The 25,584-nt window shown below is 65.6% G+C and carries 25 protein-coding genes, 2 tRNA genes and 1 pseudogene; 18 read left to right on the top strand and 10 right to left on the bottom strand.

Annotated elements, in window-relative coordinates:
• Positions 1 to 464: 464 nt before the first annotated feature.
• From dnaN to D514_RS29310, 8 genes and pseudogenes are all read left to right on the top strand, one after another.
• Positions 465 to 1,829, top strand: a complete 1,365-nt coding sequence (gene dnaN / locus D514_RS29280; protein ID WP_017829914.1) for a DNA polymerase III subunit beta — start codon at positions 465 to 467, stop codon at positions 1,827 to 1,829.
• A gap of 114 nt (positions 1,830 to 1,943) precedes the next feature.
• Positions 1,944 to 3,137, top strand: coding sequence for a DNA replication/repair protein RecF (recF, locus tag D514_RS29285; protein ID WP_031205848.1), 1,194 nt, complete (start codon positions 1,944 to 1,946; stop codon positions 3,135 to 3,137).
• Positions 3,130 to 3,648, top strand: a complete 519-nt coding sequence (locus tag D514_RS29290; protein WP_017829916.1) for a DUF721 domain-containing protein — start codon at positions 3,130 to 3,132, stop codon at positions 3,646 to 3,648. Before recF ends, D514_RS29290 begins: the two co-directional genes overlap by 8 nt.
• Before the next feature lie 118 nt (positions 3,649 to 3,766).
• Positions 3,767 to 5,836 (top strand): DNA topoisomerase (ATP-hydrolyzing) subunit B, encoded by a 2,070-nt coding sequence (gene gyrB / locus D514_RS29295; protein ID WP_017829917.1) that lies wholly within the window; start codon positions 3,767 to 3,769, stop codon positions 5,834 to 5,836.
• A gap of 43 nt (positions 5,837 to 5,879) precedes the next feature.
• Positions 5,880 to 8,435 carry a DNA gyrase subunit A gene (gene gyrA, locus D514_RS29300; protein WP_017829918.1) on the top strand — a complete coding sequence of 852 codons (2,556 nt, stop codon included), beginning with the start codon at positions 5,880 to 5,882 and terminating at the stop codon, positions 8,433 to 8,435.
• Positions 8,432 to 8,836, top strand: coding sequence for a DUF3566 domain-containing protein (locus D514_RS29305; protein ID WP_017829919.1), 405 nt, complete (start codon positions 8,432 to 8,434; stop codon positions 8,834 to 8,836). The genes gyrA and D514_RS29305 overlap by 4 nt, the downstream gene beginning before the upstream one ends.
• A gap of 171 nt (positions 8,837 to 9,007) precedes the next feature.
• Positions 9,008 to 9,130 (top strand): annotated as a pseudogene (locus D514_RS38730) (IS481 family transposase); the annotation flags it as partial.
• 68 nt (positions 9,131 to 9,198) lie between these two features.
• Complete coding sequence (locus D514_RS29310; protein ID WP_144052985.1) at positions 9,199 to 9,648, top strand: hypothetical protein; 450 nt, start codon at positions 9,199 to 9,201, stop codon at positions 9,646 to 9,648.
• 2,393 nt (positions 9,649 to 12,041) lie between these two features.
• Here D514_RS29310 and D514_RS29320 read toward each other — a convergent pair.
• The 3 genes from D514_RS29320 to D514_RS29330 form a co-directional block, all read right to left on the bottom strand.
• Positions 12,042 to 12,377: a hypothetical protein gene (locus tag D514_RS29320; protein ID WP_017829924.1), complete on the bottom strand. Its 336-nt coding sequence runs from the start codon at positions 12,375 to 12,377 to the stop codon at positions 12,042 to 12,044.
• Positions 12,378 to 12,524: 147 nt separating this feature from the next.
• Complete coding sequence (locus tag D514_RS29325; RefSeq protein ID WP_186004830.1) at positions 12,525 to 12,761, bottom strand: hypothetical protein; 237 nt, start codon at positions 12,759 to 12,761, stop codon at positions 12,525 to 12,527.
• 130 nt (positions 12,762 to 12,891) lie between these two features.
• Positions 12,892 to 13,602, bottom strand: a complete 711-nt coding sequence (locus D514_RS29330) for a VIT family protein (protein ID WP_031205851.1) — start codon at positions 13,600 to 13,602, stop codon at positions 12,892 to 12,894.
• Between the two features lie 125 nt (positions 13,603 to 13,727).
• Between D514_RS29330 and D514_RS29335 the strand changes: the two genes are divergently transcribed.
• The 5 genes from D514_RS29335 (at position 13,728) to D514_RS29355 (ending at position 16,851) form a co-directional block, all read left to right on the top strand.
• Positions 13,728 to 14,996 (top strand): histidine kinase, encoded by a 1,269-nt coding sequence (locus tag D514_RS29335; protein ID WP_017829927.1) that lies wholly within the window; start codon positions 13,728 to 13,730, stop codon positions 14,994 to 14,996.
• Entirely contained in the window at positions 14,984 to 15,673 is a 690-nt protein-coding gene (locus tag D514_RS29340; protein ID WP_017829928.1) for a response regulator transcription factor, read from the top strand. The genes D514_RS29335 and D514_RS29340 overlap by 13 nt, the downstream gene beginning before the upstream one ends.
• Positions 15,670 to 16,593, top strand: a complete 924-nt coding sequence (locus tag D514_RS29345) for a hypothetical protein (protein ID WP_017829929.1) — start codon at positions 15,670 to 15,672, stop codon at positions 16,591 to 16,593. The genes D514_RS29340 and D514_RS29345 overlap by 4 nt, the downstream gene beginning before the upstream one ends.
• An 85-nt stretch (positions 16,594 to 16,678) precedes the next feature.
• Positions 16,679 to 16,752, top strand: a tRNA-Ile gene (locus D514_RS29350).
• A gap of 26 nt (positions 16,753 to 16,778) precedes the next feature.
• A tRNA-Ala gene (locus D514_RS29355) sits at positions 16,779 to 16,851 on the top strand.
• A 53-nt stretch (positions 16,852 to 16,904) separates the two neighbouring features.
• Here the strand turns inward: D514_RS29355 and D514_RS29360 are convergent.
• The 4 genes from D514_RS29360 to D514_RS29375 form a co-directional block, all read right to left on the bottom strand.
• Positions 16,905 to 17,351: a GNAT family N-acetyltransferase gene (locus D514_RS29360; RefSeq protein WP_017829930.1), complete on the bottom strand. Its 447-nt coding sequence runs from the start codon at positions 17,349 to 17,351 to the stop codon at positions 16,905 to 16,907.
• A gap of 31 nt (positions 17,352 to 17,382) precedes the next feature.
• Positions 17,383 to 17,757 carry an HNH endonuclease gene (locus D514_RS29365; RefSeq protein WP_017829931.1) on the bottom strand — a complete coding sequence of 125 codons (375 nt, stop codon included), beginning with the start codon at positions 17,755 to 17,757 and terminating at the stop codon, positions 17,383 to 17,385.
• Positions 17,758 to 17,831: 74 nt separating this feature from the next.
• Positions 17,832 to 18,956 carry a Xaa-Pro peptidase family protein gene (locus D514_RS29370; RefSeq protein WP_017829932.1) on the bottom strand — a complete coding sequence of 375 codons (1,125 nt, stop codon included), beginning with the start codon at positions 18,954 to 18,956 and terminating at the stop codon, positions 17,832 to 17,834.
• A gap of 20 nt (positions 18,957 to 18,976) precedes the next feature.
• Positions 18,977 to 19,423: a DUF1801 domain-containing protein gene (locus tag D514_RS29375; RefSeq protein WP_017829933.1), complete on the bottom strand. Its 447-nt coding sequence runs from the start codon at positions 19,421 to 19,423 to the stop codon at positions 18,977 to 18,979.
• 120 nt (positions 19,424 to 19,543) lie between these two features.
• Between D514_RS29375 and D514_RS29380 the strand changes: the two genes are divergently transcribed.
• Together D514_RS29380 and D514_RS29385 are read left to right on the top strand one after the other, a co-directional pair.
• On the top strand, positions 19,544 to 21,139 hold the full coding sequence (locus D514_RS29380) for an amidohydrolase (RefSeq protein ID WP_017829934.1): 1,596 nt from the start codon (positions 19,544 to 19,546) through the stop codon (positions 21,137 to 21,139).
• Between the two features lie 44 nt (positions 21,140 to 21,183).
• Entirely contained in the window at positions 21,184 to 21,606 is a 423-nt protein-coding gene (locus D514_RS29385) for an NUDIX hydrolase (protein ID WP_017829935.1), read from the top strand.
• Between the two features lie 49 nt (positions 21,607 to 21,655).
• Here the strand turns inward: D514_RS29385 and D514_RS29390 are convergent, their stop codons facing one another.
• A complete protein-coding gene (locus D514_RS29390; RefSeq protein ID WP_017829936.1) occupies positions 21,656 to 22,111 on the bottom strand; it encodes an aminoacyl-tRNA deacylase in 456 nt (151 codons plus the stop codon).
• Positions 22,112 to 22,167: 56 nt separating this feature from the next.
• Positions 22,168 to 22,668, bottom strand: a complete 501-nt coding sequence (locus D514_RS29395) for a hypothetical protein (RefSeq protein ID WP_031205855.1) — start codon at positions 22,666 to 22,668, stop codon at positions 22,168 to 22,170.
• Positions 22,669 to 22,815: 147 nt separating this feature from the next.
• On the opposite strand from D514_RS29395, the gene D514_RS29400 reads away from it, so the two are divergent.
• Both D514_RS29400 and D514_RS29405 read left to right on the top strand, forming a co-directional pair.
• Positions 22,816 to 23,373: a peptidylprolyl isomerase gene (locus tag D514_RS29400; protein WP_017829938.1), complete on the top strand. Its 558-nt coding sequence runs from the start codon at positions 22,816 to 22,818 to the stop codon at positions 23,371 to 23,373.
• A gap of 21 nt (positions 23,374 to 23,394) precedes the next feature.
• Positions 23,395 to 24,285 (top strand): rhomboid family intramembrane serine protease, encoded by an 891-nt coding sequence (locus D514_RS29405; RefSeq protein ID WP_017829939.1) that lies wholly within the window; start codon positions 23,395 to 23,397, stop codon positions 24,283 to 24,285.
• Positions 24,286 to 24,439: 154 nt separating this feature from the next.
• Here D514_RS29405 and D514_RS29410 read toward each other — a convergent pair whose 3' ends face one another.
• Positions 24,440 to 24,679, bottom strand: a complete 240-nt coding sequence (locus D514_RS29410) for a cell division protein CrgA (protein ID WP_017829940.1) — start codon at positions 24,677 to 24,679, stop codon at positions 24,440 to 24,442.
• A 103-nt stretch (positions 24,680 to 24,782) separates the two neighbouring features.
• On the opposite strand from D514_RS29410, the gene D514_RS29415 reads away from it, so the two are divergent.
• Entirely contained in the window at positions 24,783 to 25,577 is a 795-nt protein-coding gene (locus tag D514_RS29415) for a class E sortase (protein ID WP_017829941.1), read from the top strand.
• The last annotated feature ends 7 nt before the right edge of the window (positions 25,578 to 25,584 follow it).

Consider the following 25,584-nt stretch of genomic DNA (forward strand, 5'->3'; position numbering starts at 1 on the left):
CACCTGATCGGGTGCTGTCCTCCCCATTTTTGTGACACGGACAGGGGTTCTGATCCTCGGATAGATGCCTCTATGCACATGTGGATAACTTGTGGATGAACGTGGATTCGGTCGGGACGAATGTGGGTTGATCACCCAAACCTGTGGATAACTCTGGGAGGACGCTTCTCGGGCCACAAGCCCTCAACCCGCGGATTCCTCAGGGTTTCCACAACTGACAACTGTGTAGTTCCCTACTCGCTCTTGCTATCCACCGAGTTATCCACAATATCCACAGCTGTTAACACCGTTAAGGAGTTAAGTCATTCAAGGCGCGATCCGATCACCAGACGGTGGGGAGAACCGGCGGACGAACGACAAGAACCTCGGCGTAGGGATCCGCCGGAGTGTGGGGCTAGCATGGGAAGCCCTGCACCGGCAGGGCAGACGACAACGCGTCACAGTTCGACGACAAGGGAGCACCCGTGAGGTTTCAGGTCAACCGCGATGTCTTCAGCGAGGCTGTCTCGTTCGTCGTCAAGCTTCTGCCGCAGCGCAACCCCCAGCCGATCCTGGCCGGAGTCCTGATCGAAGCCGATGGTTCCGGTCTGACGCTCTCCGCGTTCGACTACGAGGCATCCGCACGGACGACGATCGAAGCCACGGTGGAGACACCCGGCACGATCCTCGTCCACGGCCGGCTGCTCTCCGACATCGCCAGCCGCCTCCCGAACGCTCCGATCGAGATCGCGGTCGAGGAAGACGGCGGCATCGCCGTCACCTGCGGCTCCGCACGCTTCACGCTCGCTGCCATGCCGGTCGAGGAATACCCGTCGATCCCCGAGGTGACGGGTTCTTCCGGTGTCGTTCCTGCCGACGACTTCGGCACCGCGATCTCCCAGGTCGGATTCGCCGCGTCGCGTGACGACGTGACCCCCGTGCTCACCGGTGTGCAGCTCGAAGTCTCCGGACACAACCTGAGCCTCGTCGCGACCGACCGCTACCGCGTCTCGCTACGGGATGTGCCGTGGGACGGCGAAGCCGTCGAGGCCACCGCACTGGTTCCTGCGCGCACGCTCCTCGAAGTGGGTAAGACCTTCGGTCACGCCGGTACGATCCAGGTGGCTTTCTCCGGAGCAGGCGACCGAGAGATCATCGCCTTCACCGCCGGAAACAAGACCGTCACTTCTCTCCTGATCAAGGGCAATTTCCCGCCCGTCCGCCGACTCTTCCCGGAGCAGACGGATCACTACGCCGTCGTCAACACGGCCGACCTGGTCGAGGCTGTCCGCCGCGTTTCGCTCGTTCTGGATCGCGCTGCCCCGCTGCGTTTCACGTTCTCCAGCGACAGCGTCACCATGGACGCCTCGGGAGGAGACCACGCACGCGCCTCCGAGTCCGTCGATGCGATCCTCTCCGGTGGCGACGAGGTCACGCTCGGCCTGAACCCGCAGTACCTCATCGAGGCCCTCGGCGCCGTGAAGAGCGAGTTCGTCCGCGTGACGTTCACCTCGAGCGACAACGCCNTTCTGGATCGCGCTGCCCCGCTGCGTTTCACGTTCTCCAGCGACAGCGTCACCATGGACGCCTCGGGAGGAGACCACGCACGCGCCTCCGAGTCCGTCGATGCGATCCTCTCCGGTGGCGACGAGGTCACGCTCGGCCTGAACCCGCAGTACCTCATCGAGGCCCTCGGCGCCGTGAAGAGCGAGTTCGTCCGCGTGACGTTCACCTCGAGCGACAACGCCAACAAGCTCAGCCCGGTGCTGATCACGAGTCAGACCTCCGTGGACCAGGCCGGCCTCGACTCGTTCAAGTACCTGCTTCAGCCCAACCTGCTCCTGCGCTGATCCTCTCCGCTACCTCCCTGCCCGAAACGTTCCCGGATCCGTCCTCCAACCGATCAACGGGTCTGTGGCGGGTGACGATGCTCCTGTGTCAGACCCCGAAGGTAGGCTGACTCCGTGATTGTGGAGCACCTGAGTCTGGTCGATTTCCGCAATTACGCGACCGCCGAACTCACCCTGCATCGCGGACCGAACGTCCTCGTCGGGCGCAACGGTCAGGGAAAGACGAATCTCGCCGAGGCCATCGTGTTCCTCGCGACGCTCGGATCGCACCGTGTCTCCTCGGATGCGCCGATGGTCCGTGACGGGCAGGAGTTCGCGGTGATCCGCGCGCGACTCTCGCACGGCGAGCGTCGCGTGCTCGCCGAGGTCCAGGTGAACAGGCAGGGATCGAACAAGGCTCGCATCAACGGGTCGCCCTCGAAGCCGAACGAACTCCCCCGCTACGCACATGTGGTGCTGTTCGCTCCGGAAGATCTGCAGATCGTGCGCGGCGACCCCTCGGCCCGCCGCCGCTTCACCGATCAGCTCCTCATCCAGCGCACTCCGAGGCTCGCGGCCGTCCTCGCCGACTACGACCGTGTGCTCAAACAGCGCAATGCGCTGCTGAAGTCCGCCCGAGCTCGCGGTGTCCGCGGCGAAGGGTTGAGCACGCTGGACGTGTGGGACGACAAGCTCGTCTCGCTCGGGTCCGAGATCATCACGGCACGTCAGCGTCTGGCAGCGGATCTGCAGCAGCCGGTCGCCGACGCTTACGAGGCGATCGCCGGTGCCGATCATCGTCCGGAACTGGAGTGGGCGCTCTCCGTCGGCGGCGGCGACCCCGAAGAGGGAGAAGACGGTGGCGAAGGCGTCGACGGCGCATCGGCCATCGAGCGACTCAGCGATCCGCACCGTATCGCCGATCTCTTCCGCGCGTCGCTCGCAGCGAAGCGGTCGAACGAGCTCGATCGCGGACTGACCCTCACCGGGCCGCACCGGGACGACCTGGTTCTGCGTGTTCGCGATCTCCCCGTGAAGGGGTATGCCTCTCACGGCGAGTCCTGGTCGGTCGCCCTCGCCCTCCGGCTGGCCTCGGCCGAGCTGCTGCGCAGCGAATCCCCCGCCGGCGACCCGGTGCTCATCCTCGACGACGTCTTCGCCGAGCTCGACGCCGATCGGCGTCAGCGACTCGCGGCCCTCACGGCCGGCTACGAGCAGGTGGTGGTGACGGCGGCGGTGGAGGAGGATATCCCCGAGGTGCTGCATGCCCACGTGGTGCGCATCAGCGCCGGAACGATCAGCGACGAACGGGAGGCGGCAGATGACTGACGCGGCTTCGACTCCCGCAGCTTCGACTCCCGCGGCCGAGGTTCCCGAGACGATCGGCACGTACCTGCGCCTTCGCGGCCTGCAGCCGAGCTCCAAGAGCTGGAAGCGCAAGCGGCGCATCGCCAACGACGATGACAACGCTCCCTTCACTCCTGGGCGCGATCCCGGTGCTCTCGGCGCGGTGCTCGACAAGCTGAGCCGTGACTCCGGCTGGCAGATCACCCTCGCTCGGGAGGATCTCGTCCGTCAGTGGGCCGATCTCGCCGGGGCCGACACGGCGAAGCACTCCGAACCCGTCTCCCTGGAGCGCGGCCTGCTCACCGTGAAGTGCGACTCGACCGCGTGGGCGAAGAACCTGCAGTTCATGCGGGCCACGATTCTCACAGAGATCGGCCGACGGTATCCCGACGCGGGGGTCGAGAATCTTCGCTTCATCGGACCGGACGTTCCCTCGTGGAAATGGGGTCCCAGAGCCGTTCCAGGACGGGGCCCGCGCGATACCTACGGGTAGGGCACCACGCAAGGGGGTCGAAACGCTCACAGGCCCACACACGGCCGTTGAGCGGCATTTCCCGACGAAACTCCGCTAGAATGGGAGTTCGTGATATCGATGTGGAGAATGCCCTCTGATGACGCCTGAATCCCCTGCTGACGAGACGGAATCGAACACCGGGGGAACCCCCGCAACCGAGGGCACCATTGCACCCAAGGCGAAGCAGCCTGGTGAGTACGGTGCGGATTCGATCCAGATCCTCGAAGGCCTCGAGGCTGTGCGCAAGCGCCCCGGTATGTACATCGGGTCCACCGGGCCCCGAGGACTCCACCACCTGGTCTACGAGATCGTCGACAACTCGGTCGATGAGGCTCTGGCCGGCTACGCCGACACGATCTTCGTCACGATGCTCGCCGATGGCGGTGTGCGCGTCGTCGACAACGGTCGCGGCATCCCGGTCGATCCGCACTCCTCCGACCCGAACAAGTCGACGGTCGAGGTCGTGCTCACGATCCTGCACGCCGGCGGAAAGTTCGGTGGCGGCGCCTACGCCGTCTCCGGTGGTCTGCACGGCGTCGGATCCTCCGTGGTGAACGCGCTGTCGACGCGCTTCGACGTCGAGGTGAAGCAGAAGGGATTCGTCTGGCGGCACAGCTTCGCCGATGGCGGCATCCCGCAGCAGAAGCTCGAGAAGGGCGAGGCGACGGACGAGACCGGAACGAGCATCACGTTCTGGCCGGACGCCTCGATCTTCACCGAGACCATCGAGTTCGACTACGACACCCTGCGCACGCGGTTCCAGCAGATGGCGTTCCTCAACAAGGGCCTCCGCATCGAGCTGCGTGATGAGCGCGAGTCTTCCGCCTACGAGATCGAGGAAGACGGCTCGACCGTCACCAAGCAGCCGGGAGACGTGTTCTTCTACGAGCGCGGCCTGGTCGACTACGTCGAGTACCTGAACAAGGTGCGCCACGCCGAGGTCGTCAACGACGAGATCATCGCCTTCGAGTCCGAAGACACCGAGCGCAAGATCTCGCTCGAGGTCGCGATGCAGTGGACCACGTCCTACACCGAGAACGTGTTCACCTACGCCAACACGATCAACACCCACGAGGGTGGAACCCACGAAGAGGGCTTCCGCGCGGCACTGACCACCCTGGTCAACAAGTACGCCCGCGCGAACAACCTCCTCAAGGAGAAGGACGACAACCTCTCCGGCGACGACGTGCGTGAGGGACTGACGGCGGTCATCTCGATCAAGCTCGGGGAACCGCAGTTCGAGGGCCAGACGAAGACCAAGCTCGGCAACACCGAAGCCAAGGCGTTCGTGCAGAAGGTCGTCGGCGATCAGCTCGGCGACTGGTTCGAGCGCAACCCGAACCAGGCGAAGAACGTCATCCGCAAGGCGATCGATGCCGCGACCGCCCGTCTCGCCGCGCGGAAGGCGCGAGAGACCGCCCGTCGCAAGAGCGTGTTCGAGTCGGCGGCGATGCCCGACAAGCTCAAGGACTGCACGAGCAAGGACCCGTCGATCAGCGAGATCTTCCTGGTGGAGGGTGACTCGGCCGGTGGTTCCGCGGTGCAGGGTCGCGACCCGCACACGCAGGCGATCCTGGCGCTGCGAGGGAAGATCCTCAACGTCGAGCGCGCGCGTCTGGACAAGGCCCTGGGTAACAAGGAAGTCCAGGCGATGATCCAGGCCTTCGGCACGGGCATCGGTGAAGAGTTCGACATCGAGAAGGCGCGGTATCACAAGATCGTGCTGATGGCCGATGCCGACGTCGACGGCCAGCACATCACCACGCTGCTGCTCACGCTGCTCTTCCGCTACATGCGCGGACTCATCGAGGCCGGTTTCGTGTACCTCGCGATGCCGCCGCTGTACCGGCTGAAGTGGTCGAACTCCGCGCACGAGTACGTGTTCAGCGACGCCGAGCGCGACGCCCTGCTCAAGCACGGCATCGAGAACGGCAAGCGCATCCCGAAGGATGCCGGCATCCAGCGCTACAAGGGTCTCGGTGAGATGAACCCGAAGGAGCTGTGGGAGACGACGATGGATCACACCACGCGCACCCTGCAGCAGATCACCATCGAGGACGCCGCCGCGGCCGACGAGATCTTCAGCGTGCTGATGGGCGAGGACGTCGAGTCCCGACGCAGCTTCATCCAGCGCAACGCCAAGGACGTCCGCTTCCTCGACATCTGATGCCCACGGGGTCAGACCAGATGTGTGACAGAGAGATTGATTCATGACTGACGAAGAACGCACCGAACCGGAACACGATCACGGCAAGATCGATCAGGTCGACCTGCAGTCGGAGATGCAGCGCAGCTACCTCGACTACGCGATGGCCGTCATCGTGGGGCGCGCGCTCCCCGATGTGCGCGATGGGCTCAAGCCTGTGCACCGCCGTGTGATCTACGGCATGTACGACGGCGGGTTCCGCCCCGACAAGTCGTTCTCGAAGTGCGCCCGTGTGGTGGGCGAGGTCATGGGCCAGTACCACCCGCACGGCGACTCGGCGATCTACGATGCCCTCGTCCGACTGGTGCAGCCGTGGTCGCTGCGGTATCCGCTTGCCCTCGGCCAGGGCAACTTCGGCTCGCCCGGCAACATGGGTGCCGCGGCCCCGCGGTACACCGAGACCAAGATGGCCCCGCTCGCGCTCGAGATGGTGCGCGACATCGAAGAAGACACCGTCGACTTCACCGACAACTACGACGGCCAGACGCAGGAGCCGACGGTCCTGCCGGCCCGGTTCCCGAACCTGCTCGTCAACGGCTCGGTCGGCATCGCGGTCGGCATGGCCACCAACATCCCGCCTCACAACCTGCGCGAAGTGGCCGACGCCGCCCTCTGGGCCCTCGACAACCCCGGCATCTCCCGTGAGGAGCTGCTCGAAGGTCTGATCCAGCGTGTTCCCGGACCGGACTTCCCGACCGGCGCGCAGATTCTCGGGAACAAGGGCATCCACGAGGCGTACCGCACCGGTCGCGGCTCGATCACGATGCGCGCGGTCGTCAACGTGGAAGAGATCCAGGGTCGTACCTGCCTGGTCATCACCGAGCTGCCGTACCAGGTGAACCCCGACAACGTGGCGGTGAAAATCGGCGACCTCGCCCGCGACGGCAAGATCACCGGAATCGCCGACATCCGTGACGAGTCCTCCGACCGCACGGGACAGCGCCTGGTCGTCGTGCTCAAGCGCGACGCCGTCGCGAAGGTCGTGCTGAACAACCTGTACAAGCACACCCAGCTGCAGGAGAACTTCGGCGCGAACATGCTCGCGATCGTCGACGGTGTGCCGCGCACCCTCGCGATCGACGGCTTCATCACGCACTGGATCTCGCACCAGATCGATGTGATCGTCCGCCGCACGGAGTTCCGTCTGCGCGAGGCCGAGAAGCGCATGCACATCCTGCGTGGTTACCTCAAGGCGCTCGACGCGCTCGACGAGGTCATCGCGCTGATCCGTCGTTCGCAGACCACCGCGGATGCGAACGAGGGACTGCAGAAGCTCCTCGACATCGACGAGATCCAGGCCGACGCGATCCTGCAGATGCAGCTGCGCCGCCTCGCCGCTCTCGAGCGTCAGAAGATCATCGACCAGGCCAACGAGCTCGAGGCCCAGATCACCGACTACAAGTCGATCCTGGCCGACGAGGGTCGTCAGCGCACGATCATCCGCGAAGAGCTGACCGGCATCGTCGACCGCTTCGGTGACGAGCGTCGCACGCACATCCTGCACGGCTTCGACGGTGATGTCTCGATGGAAGACCTCATCGCCGAGGAAGAGATGGTCGTCACCGTCACGCGCGAGGGCTACATCAAGCGCACGCGCAGCGACAACTACCGCTCGCAGCACCGTGGCGGCAAGGGCGTCAAGGGTGCGCAGCTGCGCGCGAACGACATCGTCGAGCACTTCTTCGTGACGACCACGCACCACTGGCTGCTGTTCTTCACCGACAAGGGTCGCGTCTACCGTGCGAAGACCTACGAGGTGCCCGAAGCCGGGCGCGATGCGAAGGGCATGCACGTCGCGAACCTGCTCGCCCTGCAGCCGGACGAGAACATCGCACAGGTGCTCGACATCCGCGACTACCAGGTGGCGGATTACCTGGTGCTGGCGACGCGCGAGGGTCTGGTCAAGAAGACGCGACTCGACGCGTACGACACCAACCGCCAGGGCGGCGTCATCGCGATCCGCCTGAACGAGGAGGACGAACTCGTCAGCGCACTCCTGGTGAATGCCGAGGACGACATCCTCCTCATCAGCCGTCGCGGCATGTCGGTGCGCTTCGAGGCAACCGACGAGGCACTGCGTCCGATGGGTCGTGCCACGGCCGGTGTCCGGGGCATGAAGTTCAAGATCGACGAGGACTGCCTGCTCTCGGCTTCCGTCGCAGCGCCCGGTAAATTCGTCTTCGTCGTCACCGACGGCGGGTACGCCAAGCGCACCGCGGTGGAGGAATACCGCGTGCAGGGACGCGGCGGAACGGGCATCAAGGTCGCCAAGCTCAACGACGATCGGGGCACTCTCGCGGGTGGTCTGATCGTCTCCGAGGACGACGAGGTCTTGGTGGTTCTCTCCAGCGGCAAGGTGGTACGCTCTGCCGTGGCCGAGGTCCCCGCCAAGGGTCGAGACACCATGGGAGTGGTGTTCGCCCGTACGACGGAGGCCGACCGCATCCTCGCCATCGCCCGTAACGGCGAGCGTGGCCTCGCCGAAGACGAGGCGGAAGCGGAGGATGCCGAGCCCCAGGCCCCCGAGACGACACAGACCCCCGAGGATACAGACGCATGAGCACAGTGGCCGACAAGCTGGCGAAGAAGTCGACCCGCAAGACCAGTGGCAAGCAGGTACGCCTCCGACTGGTCTACGTGGACTTCTGGTCGGCCGTGAAGCTCTCGTTCCTCGGAGCGGTCGCCCTCGCGGTCGTCACGATGGTGTCGTTCTTCCTCATCTTCCTGGTGTTCCAGGCGACGGGGATCATGACGACGGCGGAGAGCTTCCTGCTCGGCATCACCGACAACACCTTCGTTCTCTCCGAGGTCGTCGGTCTTCCCCAGGTGATGGCCTTCGCGGCTGTGGTCGCCATCCTGAACCTGATCGTCTTCACGGTGCTCGGCGCCGTGGTGGCCGGAATCTACAACCTCGCGGTGAAGGTGACGGGCGGACTGCTCGTCGGCTTCATGTCGAACTGATCCTCGGAACGGATCAAACCAAGGGCGGATGCTACGGCATCCGCCCTTCGTCGTTCCACGTCGCGGTGGTCGCTAGTTGTTCTTCCCCGACAGGTTGAAGCTGCTGAGGTGGGCGAAGACCTCCGGGACGATGTGGCCACCACCCTCACATCGGAGTCCACGGAGGTCTTTGTGACTCACGTGAACGCGCCTTTGACGCCGGAAGGGCGTCGCCGGCTGGCCTCTCCGATCGCCGACGACGGTGGTCGGGTACGCCGGGCTGACGGACGGTTCCAAGTTTCGCAAGCGACCGCGCCCAGCCACTGTGCTGCCCGTTCGCAAGACCGAGCAAGACCGCGAATCACACGTATACAATCCCAGTCATGTCTTTCAACGTCACTCTGGGGTTCCTTCCGAACACAGCACCCTCGGAGGTAGGGGCATCGTCCTCCGCCGGCATCTCCTTCGAGGACGCCAGCAGCATTATGACGGACCGTCCATCCGCGGCTGCCGTCGGACCCCACACGCTGCTGGTCGATCCGACCATGCTGATGGTCGAAACACTGCCGTTCGTCCCCAGCCCCGGCACGGCTGTCGTCACGCTCTCGGGAGTCGCTGACGTCTACATGATCCAGATCTACGGCGACAGCCCCAGGTCCCGCGTCTTCTCCGAGTACGAAGTCGCGGAGGAAGAGGGCACGCCGGTAGCCGCCGAGTCCGTGTTCGAAGAGCTCGAAGACCCGGAGGATGCGCATATCGAATTCTTCTGTCGAGTGGCGGGTATCACGATGAACGACTTGTGGAATCTCGAATGGACACCGCTTGCACCATAGGTGCCACCGCATGTGATTGCGGCATAACTGTGAGGAGCTCGCTGTTCTTCCCCGACAGGTTGACGCCGGAAGGAGTACGTCAAGTCGCAAATGCGGTGGATAACCATCCATGACACTCCCCACTCTTCCTCGCTCACCATCGATTGAACCCCGCACCGAAGAGGATGTCACAGCCAGCTTGATCCAGTGGGCTTAGGTGCTGGCGCCGTGATCTGAAGGGGGCCGCAGTTCTCACCGATGGGACCGAATGGGTCCGGGGACGTTCAGCTCGAGGGTGAACGACCTGGTGGGAATCAGCTCCGTGGTAGCGCACTTTGGCCACTACCGCGACGTCCCCCGGTCGAAGGAATGGGCCATCGCACACGAGGTGACTATGTCAACTTGAAGTGGGCCAAGGGGGTCGGTCGGGTCTGCACATCCGGACGAAGCGGACTAGCTCGGCTCAGGAGCGGACCGTTGACGCGCGAGGGAGGATGCGACGGCAACTCGAGCATCACGTCATGCGAAGCGAGCGTATTGCCGGTCATCCTCAGATTCTGGCGGCGAAGAGTCCCAAGCGATAGGTGCGACAATCAGCGCCAGCTCACCGCCTTGGTTTATGACCATTAACCGACAATAGATCTCATGTCAGATTAGCCAGCGGCCACGGGTTCGCGACATGATCACGCGCGTCGCTGACTGCTCGCATCGACACCGTGATCGCGGACTCACTCCAGTCGGACGCTGCGGGGTCGGACGAAGTCAGTGTGGCGAGTGCATCAGGCTGGCTTCGATCGATTGACGGAGCAGCCCAGAGATCTTAGTCGGTTGGCAGGGCTTTGTCTGTCGGCCGAACGTCCTACAGACATGGAGCTTGCGGGTCGGCGAAGCTATAGCTTCCAGTTACCCAGGGAGATAGCTCATGACGAAGAACTTCTTGACAGCATCGTCACGCGGGGCGAAGGCGCTGATAGCCGAGGACGGTCACCAGGTCGAAAGTGATACATTTCATTTATGATGGTGTGGATCGTGTACTTGGAGGAAACTCCTGGTTTCATCGGCGTTTTTGACGTCGAAAGCGACGCGTACGAATTCCAGGAAAAGTATGCGGCTGATAGCGGACTCTCAGTTCTGCTTACCCCCGTCTCTGTGCCTTATCGGGTCGCAGGAACAGATGGGGCTCTTTATTCGCAGTAGACGCTACGACTCTCCTAGCGCGCGTCAAGCGGCTCGAGTGTCTAGCGGAAGTTTTAGTTGACTAGAAATAAGGGTATTCAAAGATGAGACACCGTCACCACCGTAAGTTCGGTTTTATTATCGCTGGATCATTGATCCTCGGGATCGTAGCAGCCGGCGGCAGCCCGGCTTACGCGGCATCATCAGGGAGCGACGCGCCCGACCTCCCGCCACTCACAGCGGTGAGCTCGGCGGACGTTCCCGACGACTACCTCGTCTACCCGGATGGAACACCACTTCCTGCTGATGCGGTGGTGATGACTGACGCGGAGATGGATGCACTTGGGTCGGACACGAGCATCGGCGCTCCTGAATCGACGCCAGGTGCGACCACGAGAGCGACGGTAGTAGGAAATTGCAATTTTGCGGTGGGACAAATGTGGAAGAGATCATCCGGACAGGGTTTCCCCTCCGGTTCAGTGGGCGCGAAGCCAGCAATCTCTAATTGTTGGGGAGCCGTCACCAACACGTACATCAGGTCCATCGTTTTCATGCATAACGGGTGGCTCTGGGTTCCCGTTACTGACGCCTTCGAGAGTTTTGGCACGTGGAACATGGTGCAAAAAAGTGTCCAGTACAAATGCAATGGGACCGGGCAGCACACGTTCCGCGTTGTCTCGTATTTCAAAGCCTCTGGGGCCAAGGATGTCACCGCTGCGTCAGCTCAGCTCAGCTCAGGCGATTACAAGCTCCAGTGCGGCTAAACAACTGTCTGATCTCATGACGCGGTGAGCAATCGCTGCACAGAACCGCGAGCTGGCACGTCACCCTCGAACCCGTCACCGTCATCTCGGACTACGAACGACGACTGCTCTCGAACAAGACGCTCGTCCACGCACTCGAGTCCGCATCAGCGGAAGTCGAGCGAGGCAAGATCGTCCCGGCTGAACGTCGACACGTCGCCGCTGACCAGCAATACGAAGAAGGCCCACGTTCGCACGTGGGCCTTCTTCGTATTGCAGCGCGATCCAACGCTACGAACAGGCGAGATCGGCGAAATCTTAGTGAATGAAGATTAACCGATAATAGATGTTATGTCTTTTCGTTTTCTCCACCCAGTCCCCGCGGCCGTCGTTTTGACCCCTACGTGTCAACGATCGCGGCCGTTGTGGAACACGCACATGTGCCCGTGGCGATCGCGACGGGCACATAGAGCTTGCAGGGGTCAGAATCGGTGACTACCCGACGTTCAGCGCGCCGTTCATCACGAGATTCGTAACGAGTAGGGCGATCAGCGTGATCGTGATGCCGGCCGCCGGGAGGAGCCAGGCCAAACGGAGTCGAGATCTTGTGAAGAAGTATGCGCCTGTGGTGACGATGAAGATGATCAAGGCGGACATCCAGAATCCGCGGGTTACGGTCTCCAACGTCGGGTAATCGCATTGGTCGGAGCAGCCGGCGATCTCAAGGGTCCGGGCCAGAATGACCAACGCAGACACCGTCGCGACGAAGAGACTCACCCACGCCAGGTTGTCACCGAGCTGCGATCGTGCGCTGCGCTGGTCGTTCATCATGCTCCTAGGGCCTAGATTGGGTCCGTCAACTCGTAGGTGATCCAGCCGGCGACCGAGTTCGCGTATTGCGCGTACGAGTTGTGGACAGCATCAGCCATGACGGGCTGATGCGCATTGCACACGGGTATGCGCCCAGTCCGCTGGTGCTCAGGCGTGCCGCGGCTGACGCGCTCCGCGGATGCCCCAGAAGATCGCGGCAACCGCGATGATGATGGCGGCTACGCCAAGCGCGTTGATCAAAGAAGGGCCTTCGGTCCCCACCTGAGGGAGCGCCCAGTTCTCTACTTCAGGTCGATTGGCGAAGGCTCGCCTGTTCGCTTCCGTGAGTACCTGCACGGACAGGAGGTAGGTGGCAAGTGCCGCCGCGGCCGCAGCTGCGGTCACCCAGAAGATCCCAGTCGCAAGACGAGTCTTTACCTTGCCCACGAACCTAATCTACGACACTGCGTCGCCGGCTGGCTTCTCTGATCGTCGACGATAGCTGGTCGGGTCCGCACCTCACAGGGAACAACAGCTAGACGACGCCCGTGGTACCGAGAAGGGTGCCGATGAGCCAGGTCGCGGCCAGAGCGAGCCCGCCACCGATGACCAGTCGGATCGATGCGCGCACCGGCGCCGAACCTCCGATCTTCGCGGACAGCGTGCCCGTCACGGCCAGAGCCAGGAGGACGGCCACGAAGGTGACGGGGACCCGCCACTCCGGGGGCGGAAGCAGGATGGCCAGCAAAGGCAGCAGCGCGCCGAGAGTGAAGGCGATCGCCGAAGACATCGCCGCGTGCCAGGGATTCACCAGGTCGTCCTGGTCGATGCCGAGCTCGACCTCCAGGTGCGCAGCCAGGGCGTCATGCGCCGTGAGCTCCTCGGCGACCCGACGCGCCGTCTCGTCGGAGAGTCCACGGTCGCGGTAGAGCTGAGTGAGCTCGTCGAGCTCCGCTGCGGGCATCGTGCGCAGCTCTTCGCTCTCCTTCGCGATGAGGGCACGCTCACTGTCGCGCTGGCTGCTCACCGAGACGTACTCCCCGAGCGCCATCGAGATGGCTCCACCCACGAGGCCGGCGATTCCCGCGGTGAGGAGTGCGGCGTTGTCGGTCGTCGCGCCGGCGACTCCGACCACGAGCGAGGCGACCGAGACGATGCCGTCGTTCGCGCCCAGCACCCCCGCGCGCAACCAGTTCAGTCGTTGACCGAGCCCCGCGCCGTGCGGCTCCCCTTCGTGTGTCGTCATGCCCCCAGTGAAGCAGATCGGAGCGGGCGAGGCGGGAACCACTCGAGACGCCTTACGGAAAACCCGAATCGGAGTGTCCGGTTGACTCGGTGTCGTGCCCACCCGGCCCGCCGTACCTTGGAATCATGACCACTCAGACTGCGACCCCGGCTCCCGCAACGGCGGTGAAGCCGCCGTTGCGCATCTTCCTCACGATCCTGCACCTGGCAGGCGTCGGCATCCTCGGCGGTGCCATCTTCAGCATGCTCGGCGGGCTTCTCGGCACCGGCCTCGGCCTCCTCTTCGCCGCGGGCATCGGCCTCGTCCTGCTGGTGGGATTGGTCTACGCGTTGTACGGACTCGGCTGGTTCGAGGTCGCGCGCGTCGGCACGCTGTACCGCACGCCGATCGCTCCGCTGCGCCTGCAGCCGCGCGACCGCCCCGGATTCGTCGGCTGGTTGCGTGCTCTCGGACGTCAGGCGATCGATGGGCGCATGTGGCGGGCGATCGCCAACTTCGCCATCTCCGCGTTGCTCGGCTGGGTCGTCCTCCGTCTGTTCTGGGGCCTGGTGTGGTCGATCATCATCTCCTTCGCTCCCCTCACCGCGGCAGACTCCGTCATGGGTCCGTTCGGCGGCGGAGGCATCCCCGTCGCCTGGGCTCCCCTGGTCGGCATCCTCGGCATCGCAGCCTGCGTCGTCGGCATGATCGGGCTGGCCCTGCTGCATCGCACACTGTCGCTCGCGATCGTGATCCGCAGCAAGGAGACCGAGCTCACCGAACGGGTGCGCACCTCCACGGCGCAGCGGGAAGGCGCCGTGCGGGCCGCCGACGTGGAACGCACCCGCATCGAGCGCGATCTGCATGACGGCGTTCAGCCCCGACTGGTCTCGGTCGGCATGACCCTCGGACTCGCGCAGCAGAAGATCGACAGCGATCCCGATGCGGCGAAGGAACTGATCAACGAGGCCCACACCTCCACCAAGGCAGCCATCACCGAGCTGCGTCAGCTGGCCCGCGGCATCCACGCCTCGGTGCTCGACGACCGCGGTCTCGACGCCGCTCTGTCGGCACTCGCCGGACGCTCGCACATCCCCGTGCACCTCGATGTGCGCATGGAAGGTCGCTGCAGTCGCGAGGCCGAGGCCGCCGTGTACTTCTCCATCGCCGAATCCCTGACCAATGCGGCGAAGCACTCGCGGGCCAGTGAAGCGCGGGTGATCGTGCGGCTCCGCGAGGGCAACACCCTCTGGGCGCGCGTCGAGGACAACGGCATCGGTGGCGCGCAGGTGCAGCCGGGAGGCGGACTCGACGGGATCGCCAACCGCATCCTGGCCGCCGGAGGAACATTCCGCCTCGACAGTCCGCAGGGCGGACCGACCAGCCTGGAGGTGAACGTCCCATGCGCATCCTGATCTGCGAAGACTCGGTCCTGCTTCGAGAGGGTCTGGTCCGTCTTCTCGAAGACGCCGGCCACGACGTGGTCTCAGCGCTCCCCGACATCGAGGGTCTCGACCAGGCCGTCGCCACCACGGCGCCCGACCTATGCATCCTGGACGTGCGCCTTCCGCCGACGTTCACCGACGAGGGCATCCGTGCCGCGCTCGGCCTGCGCTCGACGCATCCGTCGCTCGCGATCCTCGTGCTCTCGCAGTACGTCGAGGAGCGGTACGCCTCGGATCTGATCGCAGCGCAGGGGGGTCCGCTGGGCTACCTGCTCAAGGACCGCGTCGCCGATGTCTCCGAGTTCCTCGCCTCCGTGCAGCGGATCTCCGAGGGCGCCACCGTGCTGGACCCCGAGGTCGTCGCGCAGTTGCTGACCCGTCGCAACCGTGACGACCGGATGCTGCGGCTCACCGAGCGCGAACGCACCGTGCTCGCTCTGATCGCGGAGGGGAAGTCGAACCAGGCGATCGCCGGGATCCTGTTCCTCTCGGAGGCCAGTGTCGAAAAGCACATCACCTCCATCTTCCAGAAGCTGGGCTTCGAGCAGGACGAGTCGGGAAACCGTCGCGTGCTCGCCGCCCTCGCCCACATCGAGAACACCGGTGGCCCGACGCCGCCGACCGGCCAGACAGGAGTGGCACGATGACCACCGACAACAACGGCGCCCAGGGCGAGCACGCCCCGCTCACCCCTCCGCCCGCAGCCTCTCCCCATGCACCCGCATCGCCGTCCGTTCCGACGCCTCCTCCTTCCGGTGGTGGACGATCGTCGGGCGCCACCGCGGTCATGGTCGTGACCGCGGTCGTCGGCGGGCTCGCCCTGCTCGGGGCCGGGGGAACGGCAGCAGCCGCGGCGGCCGGGACCATCGTCTCCTCGAGCCGTCCTGATTCCGTGCAGAGCGTGGAGGTCGACGGACTCGAGAGCGTCGATGTCTCCGCCGACGCCAGCAGCATGCGGGTCGAGTTCGGTGATGTCGACGAGGCGACGCTCGCCATCACGAACGGCCGCGGTACGCCGTGGACGTTCGAACGCGACGGCGATGAGCTGGTCGTGCGGAGCCCCCAGGGGGTGTTCGGCTGGTGGATCGGCGGCTGGTTCGGCGACGAGGAGATCGCGGTGCTCACCCTCCCCGAGAGCCTGCGTGGCGCGCGACTCGATGCCGACCTGAACCTCGATGCGGGTAGCCTCGACGTGGTCGGCGACTTCGGAGTGCTCGATGTGAGCGTGAGCGCCGGTGCGCTCGACGTCGAGGGAGCCGCGAAGGAACTCGACGTGCAGATGAGTGCGGGTCGCGCCGACATCCTCCTGGACGGCGTCACCATGGCCGATCTGGGCGTCTCCGCGGGGGATCTCACGGTGGAGCTGACGGGGACCCCTCCGACGCAGACGGCAGTCGACGTGAGCGCCGGGACCCTGGATCTGACCGTTCCCGACGTCGAGTACGCGATCACCCAGGACATCAGTGCCGGCACATTGAACGCCGAGATCGAGGAGGCATCGAGCTCGCGCAGGAGCATCGACGTCTCGCTCTCGGCGGGTACCGCGACCATCAGACCGGGCCGCTGAACACGGTCGAGGGGGAAGACACTCCCGGGTGCTCCCCCTCGATTCGGATTTTCCGTGTTTCTCCGGTAAAGTCTTGGAGGTTGACGGGGCTATAGCTCAGGCGGTTAGAGCGCTTCACTGATAATGAAGAGGTCCCAGGTTCAAGTCCTGGTAGCCCCACTCCTTAACTCAAGAAAATCCCTCACGGGGCCTTAGCTCAGTTGGTAGAGCGCCTGCTTTGCAAGCAGGATGTCAGGAGTTCGAATCTCCTAGGCTCCACAGGATCGAGAAGCCCCCGGCACCTGCCGGGGGCTTCTTCTTTTCCTGCGCTGTCAGTCGAGATCGGTCTCGTAGTGGATCATCCCCGACCGGGAGGCGACGCGATCGTAGAGGCCGCGGGCGGTGGTGTTCGATTCCGCCGTGAGCCAGTAGAGCTTCGCCGAGCCGTGCTGCTCGGCCCAGGCGCGTACGTGCGCGATCAATGCCCGGCCCACTCCGCCACCACGAACCCCGGGAGCGACGAAGAGGTCCTCGAGGTAGCAGTAGTCCGTCGTCGTCCACGTTCCCTGGTGGGTGAGCCAGTGCACGATGCCGACCGCGGCGCCGCGGTCATCGCGCGCGATCGCTCCGCGGATGCCGGACCCGGGGTCGACGATCCTTCGGAAGGTCGCCGCGGTGGTCGCGTCATCCAGGTCGGTCTCGTAGAACGCCAGGTATCCCCTCCACAGGGCGTCCCACTCGGCGCGGTCGTCGGCAGTGATCGGCGCGATCGTCGTCATGAGTCGAGAGTAGCGAGTGTGGGCGGAGAGGTCATTCGACAGGACGCAGTGCCTGCAGGATCGTGGCGTGCCGCATGAGGAAGGTCCGCTCATCGAGCTTCTTGCGACGCAGCCAACCGGTGACCTCGTCATTGTGCTTGCTCGCATTGCAGGAGGCGCACGCCGGGACCACGTTCTGGAGCGTGTAGCGGCCGCCGCGCGACACGGGCTGGATGCAGTCGCGCTGCAGAGCGGCGCCTTCGCCACCGCAGTAGGCGCATCCGCCCCAGGCCTCCATGAGGTCGTACCACTGCTCGTCGGTGAGGTCGTTGTCGACGCGGGAGAGCCGATTCTGTCGGCGCTTGGCGTAGCGTGCACGGGTCGCCGGCGACACGTTGGCGGAAGAGACCTTGCGGCGGCGGCGCATGGCCCGATGCTATCGCGGTAGGGAGCGGCGGTCAGCGCGTTCCGCCTCCCCCACCGCCCCGAACATGCGGGGCGTCAGCCGAGGCCGACCGAGGTGAGCTCGTGCGGCGCGAGGTTCAACCGCTCTCCCCCGTCGGCTGTGACCACGACGATGTCCTCGATGCGGGCACCCCATTCGCCGGCGAAGTAGATGCCGGGCTCGATGCTGAACGCCATGCCCTCGCGCAGCACCAGATCGTTGCCCGGGGCGATGTAGGGCTCCTCATGCACCGAGACGCCGATGCCGTGCCCCGTGCGGTGCAGGAAGGCCTCACCCAGGCCTGCCTCGGCGAGCATGCTTCGCGCTGCGGCATCGACCTCGGCGGCGGTGATTCCTGGACGCACGGCATCCACGGCCGCCTGCTGCGCCCGCACGAGAACCGCGATGCGCTCAGCCGCTACGGGGTCGGGGGCGCCGACGGCGTAGGTCCTGGTGCTGTCGGAGTTGTAGCCGCTCGGCACCGCGCCGCCGATGTCGACCACGACCACATCGCCGTTCTCGATCACCCGGTCCGAGACCTCATGATGCGGGTCGGCGCCGTTCGGACCCGACCCGACGATCACGAACTCGACCGTGCGGTGGCCCTCGGCGACGATGGCTTCGGCGATGTCGGCGGCCACCTCGCGCTCGGTGCGTCCCGCCCGCAGCCACTCGTGCACGCGGCGGTGCACCGCGTCGATGGCGTCGGCTGCTCGACGCAGTTCCGTGATCTCTTCGGCGTCCTTGATCATCCGCCCCTCCCGCAGCACTGGAGTCGCGAGCTCGAGGCGCACGCCCAGTCGTTCACCGATCGGGATGACGTGCAGGGCGGGAAGGGCGTCGGAGACACCCACGCGCGATGCGGTGCCCACGGCTGCGGTGACCAATGCATACGGGTCTTCACCGTCGACCCAGTCGGCGACGGCGAGTCCGAGCTCGCCCACCGCGGTGGTGCGCACCTTCGCCAGCTCCATCCTCGGCACCACGACCGTCGGGGTGACGCCGGGTCCGAGCACCAGAGCGGTGAGTCGCTCGATCGTGTCGCCCTCGACGCCGACCAGATACTGCAGATCGGGGCCCGGTCCCACGATGATGGCGTCGAGCCCGGCCTCGGCGGCGAGGGAGGCGGCACGGGCGAGGCGGGCGGCGTAGACGGCGGCGGGGAAGGGCAGTGTGCTCACGCGCTCCACGCTACTGCGCGTCAGCTGATCGCGACACGGATGCGCTCGGCCAGGAACGCCAGGTCTGCCTCCGTGAGATCGGTCACCGCATACGCGGTCGGCCAGACGGTGCCGTCGTCGAGGTTCGAGATCGGCTCGAAGCCGAAGGTGCCATAGCGCACCTTGAACTTGCTCGCCGGCTGGAAGAAGCAGAGCACCTTCCCGTCACGACCCCACGCTGGCATCCCGTAGTACGTGCGAGGGACGAGTTCGGGAGCGACCTCGGAGACGAGAGCGTGCAGCTTGTTCGACAGAGCCTGGTCTTCGGGAGCGAGCTTCTCGATGGCCTCCTTGAGGTCGGCCTCCCCCGCTGCCCGCAGCTCTTCCGGTGACTTCTTCGCCCGGGAACGCCGTGTGCGGGCCTCCTTCGCGGCAGCCTGCATGGCCTCGCGTTCCTCGGCGCTGAAGTTCTTCTCGTTCTCGGCCATGATCGGTCCTCTCGATGTGCTGCCGGTGTGGTGCTCACACTACGGAGGATGAACACGGATGCGCTTCTCGATTCCTGATCGATCCCTCGCTGCGCCGCACCCGAGTGCCAGACTGACGCCATGACGACTGTCTTCACCGGCCGCATCCGCCCGTTCGCGCCGAGCACCGACATCGAAGTCGAAGCCATGGCGGTCGAGGACGCCACGATCGTGGCCGTGGGTTCGGCGGAGGAGATTCGCCGCACCTACCCCGACGCCGAGACGGTCGCACTCGACGGATGGGTCATGCCCGGGCTGATCGAGCCGCACGGGCATCCCGGGTTCGCCGCGATCCTGCTGTCCGACCTGGTCGTCGATCTCCGCCCCGTGGTCGTGCCCCGGGCCGAGGACGTCCTCGCAGCTCTGCGCACGGCGGTCGCGGAGGCCGACGGGGAACCCGTCTTCGCGAACGGATGGGACTCGCTGCTGCAGCGCGGACTCCCCGATCCCGACATCCGCTTCCTCGACGAGCTCGCCGGCCGTGCTCCTCTCGTCGTGATCCACAACTCCGGGCACTCGGTCTACTTCAACACCGCCGCCGCGCTCGCTGCGGGCATCGACCGCACCACGCCCGATCCGGTCGGCGCCTCGTTCGGTCGTGATGTCGAGGGGGAGCTCACCGGCGTCGCGCTCGAGGCCGCTGCGGTCGAGATGGTCGTCGCCCCGATGCTCGCCACGGCGCAGGAGCATCTCCCCCGCATCCTTCCTGCGCACCTGCGCGATCTGGCCGCGCGCGGCATCACCACCGTGTCCGACCTGTCGTGGAATCGAGGACTCGATCCGCTCATCGACGCCCTGCGCGCGAAGGGTGCGATGCCGGTGCGCCTGCGGTGGTACGAGATGTCCCGTCCGGGTGGGATGCCCTCCGCACGAGGCGGCGGCGATGCGTTCTTCCGCCAGACCGGCGTGAAGACCTGGTCGGACGGCTCTCCCTGGGTCGGCAACATCGCCACGTCCTTCCCGTACCTCGACACCCCGGCGACTCGTGCGCTCGGACTCGAGCCCCACCACATCGGGCGGGCGAACTACACCTCGGACGAGCTCTCGGCCATCGCCGAGCCCTATGCCGCCGCGGGCTGGCAGCTGGCCTGTCACGCGCACGGGGACCGCGCGATCGATGCGACCCTCGACGTCTACGCGCAGATCATCGCGCGGCACGGACTCACCGATCATCGGTTCCGGCTGGAGCACTGCGGCGCCATGACGCCGGCGCAGTTCGAGCGCGCGGCGTCTCTGGGAGTCACGGTCAGCCTGTTCGTGGACCACATCACGTACTGGGGCGAGGTGCTCGTCGATGACCTCTTCGGTCCGGAACACGGGGGCGCGTGGGCGGATGCCGGCGCCGCGGTCGCAGCCGGGCACCGCGTGACGTTCCACAACGACGGGTGGGTCACCCCCGACGAGCCCTTCCGCAACATGGCAGTCGCCGAGACCCGCACCACCCGCAACGGGTATCGCATGCCCGGAGGCTCACCGGTCACCAGGGATCAGGCGCTCCTCGCGCACACGGTGAACGCGGCCTGGCAGCTGTTCAGCGAGCACGAGGTGGGTGCCCTCGCCCCCGGCCTCTTCGCGGACTTCATCGTGGTGGATCGCGACCCGGTGACGGTGTCCTCCGAAGACCTCGCCGCGACGCAGGTGACGTCCACGTACGTGGCCGGTGTGCGAGTGGTCTGACGCGCTGTCATCGACCACCGTCGTCGACGGATAGTGTGTGATCCATGGACCTGCGTGTCGCGGCGTACGCGGTCGTCACCGATGACGACGGGCGGTTGCTGCTGGCGCGCTGGACCGAGGGCCGCCGCGTGGCGTGGACGATGCCGGGCGGTGGGCTGGAGGCCGGCGAGTCGCCGGAGGACACGGTGCGCCGCGAGCTTCGCGAGGAGACCGGCTACACGGTCAAGGTCGGCGAACTGCTCGGCATCCATTCCCGGGTGATCCCCGCCGGTCGTCGCGTGCAGAAGGCGGCGGATCCGCTGCATACCCTGCGCATCGTGTATCGCGCCGAGGTGACGGGTGGCAAGCTCCGGTTCGAGACCGGCGGTTCGACCGACATGGCGGAGTGGTTCCCGCTGAGGGCGGTTGCGGAGCTGCAGCGCGTCAAACTGGTCGACATCGCGCTGAGGATGGCCGGCATCCTCTGACCGGCCCTGCCGATGTGGGGCGCTCGTGCCGCGAACGCGGCGACGAGGATCAGCGCTCTTCGGGCACCGAGATGTCGGCGACGATGGCGCCGTACGCGGCGATCAGGTCGTCCGCCTCGACGAACAGGCTGTACCCATGGGCACCCGCGCCCATGGCGATGCGCTCGCCGACGATCGACTCGTCGGCGTAGATCGGCCAATCCGTGGTGCTGCCGATCGGGACGATGGTTCCCCGTTCGTAGCCGGTCGCCGCGAGCGCCAACTCGGGCTCGGGCAGGCGCAGCTTGTTCACACCGACCAGAGCACGCAGCTTGGGCCACGAGATCGATCGACCACCCGGCACGAGCGCGAACAGGAACGTGTCATCCGACCGCTTCACGACGAGGGTCTTCACGATGCCCGACGCCGGGATGCCGAGCAGTTCTGCTGCCTCGAAGAGGCTGCCGGCGGCGGGTCGTTCGCGGATCTCGATCTCCAGTCCCCGGGCCGCGGCCGCCTCCCTCACCCGGGCATGGTGATCGCCTCCGTCACCAGGGGCGACGGAGGCGGGGTCAGACGGCTTCACGCGTCGGGTGCGGCGAGCGGGTCGTCCGCGACCCAGAGCTCATCGTCCGCGCGCAGCGTCTGCCATGCGGCGTAGAGCACACCGACCGCCGCGGCAGCACCGAGGATGATCGCGATGATGGAGCCCAGGCCGGGGCCCGACTTCTGCGGCGCGGTCGCCTTGCGCACCTTCACGGCAACGCCGTGGCGCTTGGCGTTGGCGACGTCCCACGCGGTGAGAGCAGTTCCGACCACTCCGCCCACGATCGGGACGAACTTGTCGTCGACGACGTGCTTGCCGATCTTCACGCCGCGGTCGACGACCGGGGCGACACGGCGGTTGTACGTGTCCTGGATGACCGGCACGACCTGCTCACGATTGAGGCTGCCGAGCTGGCGTCCGGCTTCCCGGGCGACATCGGCGGCGTGACCGACGAGCACCTGCTGGTTCTCCCAGAGCTGGTTCGCGTCTTTCTGAAGACGACGCAGTTCCTTCTTCCGCTTGCGGCTGAGGCTCACGATGCTCTCCTGTCCATTGGAGTACGGGTTCCCCATCTTGCCACGAGAGGCTGGAAGCCGGGCGGGAATCGCCCGCCCCTTGCTTCTTCGTCCGAACAGGGGTAGTCACCACGGCCAACTCACCGGAAGCTCTGCGAGAATGTTGACATGGCTCACGCTTCTCATGTCGCAACCCTGCACACCAACCACGGTGACATCGTCATCAACCTCTTCGGTGACCACGCCCCGAAGACGGTCAAGAACTTCGTCGGCCTGGCCGACGGCTCCCAGGAGTGGATCGATCCCGCTACCGGCAAGCCCGGCGACGGACCTCTCTACAAGGACGTCATCTTCCACCGCATCATCCCGAACTTCATGATCCAGGGCGGCGACCCGCTCGGACAGGGCGTCGGCGGCCCCGGCTACAACTTCGACGACGAGATCAACATGGAGCTCAACTTCAACGAGCCCTACATCCTCGCGATGGCCAACGCGGGCCTGCGTCGCAACGCCATCACGGGCAAGCCCGAGGGCACCAACGGGTCGCAGTTCTTCATCACCACCGACCCGACCCCGTGGCTGCAGGGCAAGCACACGATCTTCGGCGAGGTCGCCGATGACGCCTCCAAGGCCGTCGTCGACGCGATCGGGGCGGTGCAGACCGGCCCGGGCGACCGTCCGGTCGAGCCGGTCGTGCTGCAGTCGATCGACATCGTCGCGGCCTGACGACAGCTGCGGCCGATCCGGATGACCACGCCTGAGTTCACGAGCAATCGCGACAACTTCTGCTACCGGCATCCGGATCGGCAGAGCTTCGTGCTCTGCCAGCGGTGCATGCGCACCATCTGCCCCGAGTGCCAGACTCAGGCGCCCGTGGGCGTCATCTGCCCGGAGTGCATGAACGCCGATCGCAAGAACCGCACTCCCGCGCAGAAGAAGGCGGCACGACGCTGGCGCGGCGGCGGCGCCACCATGGCGATGACTCGCGGCGGAAAGCCGGTCGTCACCTACGCGCTGCTCGCGGTCACGTCCTTCATCGGCCTGGTTCAGTTGATCCCGGGGTTCAAGGAACCGATCATTCAGGCTCTGGGGTTCTTCGCCCCATTCCTGTACCCGAATCTCTTCGCCGTGCCCTTCGAGCCCTGGCGTCTTCTCACCGTGCTGCTCGTGCACGGCAGCTTCATCCACCTGGCGCTCAACATGCTCGCCCTGTGGATGCTGGGCCAGAGCCTCGAGCCCATGCTCGGCCGCACCCGGTACCTCGCCCTGTATCTGATCAGCGGTCTCGGGGGATCGGTGATGGTCGCCATCCTCGCGCCGGGTTCGTGGACCGTGGGAGCCTCCGGGGCGATCTTCGGGCTCCTTGCTTCTCTGCTGATCATCGGCCGCCACATCGGCGCGAACGTGACCGGGATCCTCGTCATCCTCGGCATCAACTTGGCCTTCGGCTTCTTCGTCGGGGGCATCTCATGGCAGGCCCACCTGGGCGGAGCCCTCGTCGGAGCCCTCGTCGCCCTCATCCTCGTCAAGACGAAGCGCCGAGAACAGCGCACCCTGCAGATCGTGCTGCTGTCTGCGGTGGTCGTCCTGTTGATCGTCGTCGTGGCGTTCGTGCCGCCGCTCATCCTTTTGTCCTGATCCCGAGTTGTTAACAGGGTTGTTAACCCCTGTGAATAACACCGGTGTAATTCTCCCCAGGCTGTGGATGGACCTGTGGATAACTTTCGCTCCAGGTATGAGAAAGGCCCTCTCGCGATGCGAGAGGGCCTTTCTGGAAGAAGGGGGGGGAGGGTCAGCGCCAGCGGGTGGTCATGAGGAAGCCGATCAGCGCGATGCCGAGGCCGATGGCCAGGTTCCAGTTCGACAGACCCGGGATCGGGTACTGCATGCCGGAGATGTAGAAGACCAGGATCCACACGAGGCCCAGCAGCATGAAGCCGATCATCACCGGCTTGAACCACACGGCGTTGGGAGCGGCCTCGCCTTCGGCGCGCTCGACGGCGGGTTCTTCAGTCTTGCGGTCACGTGCCATTCCGTCATTGTACCCATCAGAGCTGTCCTCCGCCGAGGCACATATGCCCGCACAGACGGGGAGGCCTCGGCGTCCGCCCAGCGTTCCCGGATATGATCACCGCATGACTGCATCCGTCGTGCCTGGGGGGCGACGTCCGCGGCGGCAGCGACCACGCTCTCGCGCGACGTTCGCGAGTGTACTCGGCGAGCTCCTCCTCACCGCCGGCGTGGTGGTCCTTCTCTTCGTAGCCTGGCAGATGTGGATCGGCGACATCATCATCAGCGCCCAGAAGAACGAGGAGGGAGCCGCTGTCTCGCAGGCCCTCGCACAGGCCGAGGCACCAGAGCTCCCGCCGGTCGTCGAGGGTGAAGACGGTGTCACCACATACGTCCCGCCGGTCCCCGCAGCTCCGGCCGACGCCCAGTGGTTCGGACAGATGCACATCCCGCGATTCGGCGCGGACTACAACTTCGGGATCTTCGGGGGCACGAGCCGGGCACGCACCCTGGATCAGCAGGGCATCGGCGTCTACACCAACTCGAAGATGCCCGGCGAGGTCGGCAACTTCTCCCTCGCCGGACACCGCACCACCTGGGGCAAGCCGTTCAACCAGCTCGACAAGCTGCAGCTCGGCGACGCCATCGTCGTGGAGACGCCCGACGGGTGGTACACCTACCGCTTCCGCACCCTCGAATACGTGAAGCCCACGCAGACGGACGTGCTCGCCGATGTGCCGCAGATGCCGGAGCAGCAGACCGGAGAGCAGTACATCACCCTCACCGCCTGCTCCCCGCTCTACTCCCTCGCCGAGCGCATCGTCGCCTACGGGGTCTTCGAGAGCTTCCAGCCGCGCGCTGAGGGCCCGCCGACCGCTCTGACCGACCCGCCGCCCCCGCCGGCCGCACCATCGGTGTGATCGTGGA

Origin of the sequence: Microbacterium sp. UCD-TDU, from assembly GCF_000340625.1 — a bacterium.
GTDB classification, from domain to species: domain Bacteria; phylum Actinomycetota; class Actinomycetes; order Actinomycetales; family Microbacteriaceae; genus Microbacterium; species Microbacterium maritypicum.

Bases quoted from the DNA above. Each gene is read 5' to 3' on its own strand.
- D514_RS29415 (WP_017829941.1), top strand. From the start codon at position 24,783: ATGACTGCATCCGTCGTGCCTGGGGGGCGACGTCCGCGGCGGCAGCGA.
- gyrA (WP_017829918.1), top strand. From the start codon at position 5,880: ATGACTGACGAAGAACGCACCGAACCGGAACACGATCACGGCAAGATC.
- D514_RS29375 (WP_017829933.1), bottom strand. From the start codon at position 19,423: ATGGCCGAGAACGAGAAGAACTTCAGCGCCGAGGAACGCGAGGCCATG.
- D514_RS29405 (WP_017829939.1), top strand. From the start codon at position 23,395: ATGACCACGCCTGAGTTCACGAGCAATCGCGACAACTTCTGCTACCGG.
- D514_RS29335 (WP_017829927.1), top strand. From the start codon at position 13,728: ATGACCACTCAGACTGCGACCCCGGCTCCCGCAACGGCGGTGAAGCCG.
- D514_RS29400 (WP_017829938.1), top strand. From the start codon at position 22,816: ATGGCTCACGCTTCTCATGTCGCAACCCTGCACACCAACCACGGTGAC.
- D514_RS29305 (WP_017829919.1), top strand. From the start codon at position 8,432: ATGAGCACAGTGGCCGACAAGCTGGCGAAGAAGTCGACCCGCAAGACC.
- D514_RS29345 (WP_017829929.1), top strand. From the start codon at position 15,670: ATGACCACCGACAACAACGGCGCCCAGGGCGAGCACGCCCCGCTCACC.
- D514_RS29410 (WP_017829940.1), bottom strand. From the start codon at position 24,679: ATGGCACGTGACCGCAAGACTGAAGAACCCGCCGTCGAGCGCGCCGAA.
- D514_RS29340 (WP_017829928.1), top strand. From the start codon at position 14,984: ATGCGCATCCTGATCTGCGAAGACTCGGTCCTGCTTCGAGAGGGTCTG.
- gyrB (WP_017829917.1), top strand. From the start codon at position 3,767: ATGACGCCTGAATCCCCTGCTGACGAGACGGAATCGAACACCGGGGGA.
- D514_RS29365 (WP_017829931.1), bottom strand. From the start codon at position 17,757: ATGCGCCGCCGCCGCAAGGTCTCTTCCGCCAACGTGTCGCCGGCGACC.
- D514_RS29320 (WP_017829924.1), bottom strand. From the start codon at position 12,377: ATGATGAACGACCAGCGCAGCGCACGATCGCAGCTCGGTGACAACCTG.
- D514_RS29310 (WP_144052985.1), top strand. From the start codon at position 9,199: ATGTCTTTCAACGTCACTCTGGGGTTCCTTCCGAACACAGCACCCTCG.
- D514_RS29385 (WP_017829935.1), top strand. From the start codon at position 21,184: ATGGACCTGCGTGTCGCGGCGTACGCGGTCGTCACCGATGACGACGGG.
- D514_RS29380 (WP_017829934.1), top strand. From the start codon at position 19,544: ATGACGACTGTCTTCACCGGCCGCATCCGCCCGTTCGCGCCGAGCACC.
- D514_RS29360 (WP_017829930.1), bottom strand. From the start codon at position 17,351: ATGACGACGATCGCGCCGATCACTGCCGACGACCGCGCCGAGTGGGAC.
- D514_RS29330 (WP_031205851.1), bottom strand. From the start codon at position 13,602: ATGACGACACACGAAGGGGAGCCGCACGGCGCGGGGCTCGGTCAACGA.
- D514_RS29290 (WP_017829916.1), top strand. From the start codon at position 3,130: ATGACTGACGCGGCTTCGACTCCCGCAGCTTCGACTCCCGCGGCCGAG.